Origin of the sequence: Pseudanabaena biceps PCC 7429 (assembly GCF_000332215.1) — a bacterium.
Lineage (GTDB): Bacteria > Cyanobacteriota > Cyanobacteriia > Pseudanabaenales > Pseudanabaenaceae > Pseudanabaena > Pseudanabaena biceps.
Window position 1 is genome coordinate 1 of record NZ_ALWB01000363.1, and the last position, 2564, is coordinate 2564.

At 43.0% G+C, this 2564-nt stretch carries 3 protein-coding genes; all 3 read right to left on the bottom strand.

Annotation, left to right across the window (positions count from 1 at the left end; translation table 11 throughout):
* Positions 1-115: 115 nt before the first annotated feature.
* Positions 116-646, bottom strand: a complete 531-nt coding sequence (locus PSE7429_RS22315; protein WP_009629659.1) for a hypothetical protein — start codon at positions 644-646, stop codon at positions 116-118.
* A gap of 17 nt (positions 647-663) precedes the next feature.
* Positions 664-1956 (bottom strand): sensor histidine kinase, encoded by a 1293-nt coding sequence (locus PSE7429_RS22320; RefSeq protein WP_009629660.1) that lies wholly within the window; start codon positions 1954-1956, stop codon positions 664-666.
* A 10-nt stretch (positions 1957-1966) separates the two neighbouring features.
* On the bottom strand, positions 1967-2564 hold a 598-nt coding region (locus PSE7429_RS22325), incomplete at its 5' end, for a response regulator (protein ID WP_083888456.1).

The window sequence follows — 2564 nt, forward strand, 5'->3', positions numbered from 1 at the left end:
CAACAAAGACATCCTTAATTCCTAATCCTAAATATTCTCCTTTTCATTCTCTTGGATTTGCCCAGTTCTCCATTCTCTGGGTTACTTTTTCCTGCTCTTTTTCTGATTAGCTTAATCAACTTAGTCTAAACTCCAGTCGATCAGGAAACTCGATAAATTGGACGAATTCTTTGCTCTTAATCAGTTCCTTTAACAGGTTTTCGAGCTTTTGCTCATCTAATGGATCCTGACTTAGAACAATATCCGCGTCTTCACTCAGTTTTTTCGCCCGTTTGCTAAACATGCTCACGGTTAGTTCATATCCCTGTAGAAGCGCTGGTAGCCCTTCTAAACTCGAAGTTTGCTTTGACTGATTGTATTGATGTAAGAGAGACTGTATTTTGTCTACCCGCTCAATAAGGTTTAAGCTTTCCTGCCGAAAAGCCGATGGCTTAGAAATGAGCGGCGTAAGTTGTTTAACAGGTCGATTGTACAAAACATCAATTTGCAATGTACTGAGCAACTTTCTTTCGCGATACGTATTTTGTTGAACCTGAAGTGCTTTTTGTTGGTGGTAATTACCTACCAATATCCCCATTCCCGATCCGAGCAAAGCAATACCGATGGCAAGGGTATAGCCATAAATGATTTTTTCTTGAATTTTCACTGTTTTAAGAAACTGTTTTATGAAACTGAGATGGACTCCTTAATTGGCAGCTCGATCGTAAATTCCGTACCTTCTCCAAAGACAGAATCAACGTGAATCGTTCCACCATGCTTTTCCACGACGATCTGACGCGCGATCGCTAGCCCCAACCCCGTACCTTTGCCCACCGCTTTGGTAGTAAATAGATGATCAAAGATATTTTGCTTGATCATCTCCGTCATGCCCATGCCATTATCTTTGAAGCAAAGTATGACTCGCTGCCCATCTTCGGATAGTTTGGTGGCGATCGCAATTTGATTGGGATTGGCTTGAATCTCCGCATAGCTCCGTCCGATATTGGATTCTTCTAAAGCATCGATCGCATTGGCTAAAAGATTCATAAATACTTGGTTCAATTGTCCTGCATAGCATTCCACTAGAGGCAGCTCACCATACTCACGCAGAACTTCAATATCGGGGTGAGTATCAGAAGCTTTGAGACGATGCTTGAGGATCATAATTGTACTGTCGATACCATCATGAATATTGCAAGCAATGGGGCGCATACTATCGACACGGGCAAATATCCGCAAGCTATTGCTAATATCTTTAATCCGTTTTACCCCTTCTCGCATCGACCCCACTAACTTAGGCAGATCCTCGCGGATATATTCAAGATCGATCGCTTCAATTTCCTTTTCGATCTCCGTACTGAAATTAGCGGACTCCTTCTGCACCAAATCTAATAATCCAAATAAGTCTTTGATGTAGTCCAAGGCGGGTTGGATATTCCCCCCGAGAAATCCCACGGGATTGGCAATTTCATGGGCAACGCCAGCCACCAAGTTCCCCAGAGCCGACAATTTTTCCCGCTGAATGATTTGGAGTTGAGCTGCTTGTAAAGCCGCGCTTTTTTGGGCAACCTGCTGTTCTAAGTTTTGCGTCAAAAAATGTAACTGCAAATGGGTTTTGACCCGCGTTAAAACTTCTTCTTCTTGGAAGGGCTTAGTAATATAGTCTACCGCACCGAGTTTGAGCCCTTTCACCTTATTGTCCACATCCGCCACAGCCGTCATAAACATAATTGGGATGTCGCTAGTCTTAGCATTGGCTTTAAGACGCTTGCAGGTCTCAAAGCCATCAATACCAGGCATCATCACATCCAGCAAAATCAGATCGGGTAATCTTCGTTCGATTTGTTGCAGAGCACGTTCGCCACTGGTTGCGATCGCGACTTTATATCCTGCATTAATCAATGCTTCCGAAATCACATCCAGATTAGTGGGATTATCGTCAACGATTAAAATTAAGCCAGTTACATTTGTACTCATAGAGTTGTACTCACAGATTAGTAAGATATTTTTGAATTAAAGCTTCGATTTTCTCTGTTTGAAATTGTTTCGCCAATTGCATGATTTCTTTGACAAAAGGCTGATATTGCTCATCTTTCTCGCCAATCTCCTTAGCCTTGTCCGTCAACGTTCTCAATAGTCCATCCTCAGCCAGTTCTAGTAAAATCTGTAAATCTGACCTTGGAGGGGCAACCATTTCGACAGTCGATCGCTCCTGATCGCTGATATTTAACTCACTCGACTCGTAGAGCCACTTGATCCTTAAGTGCTTTGCCAGTAAGTCAAATAGTTCCTCCGCATTGACTGGTTTAGAGAGAAAATCATCTCCGCCTGCTTCTAAGCTGATCTGACGATCTATTTCCGATACCGATGCGGAGGAGACAATTACTCGCAACCATTTCAGGGCTTCATCGTTTCGGAGCTTTTTCAACATCTCAAATCCATCCATGACGGGCATGGCTAAATCCGTGATGATCAGATGGGGGCTTTGTTCTTTTGCCTTCTCAATCCCCTTTTTCCCATTCTCTGCCTCCGTAAAGGTAAATCCTAGCGGTTCTAATAGGTTCATTAATACGGCTCGATTTTCC

Coding starts and splice junctions, on each gene's coding strand:
- PSE7429_RS22320 (WP_009629660.1), bottom strand. CDS start 1,956: ATGAGTACAAATGTAACTGGCTTAATTTTAATCGTTGACGATAATCCC.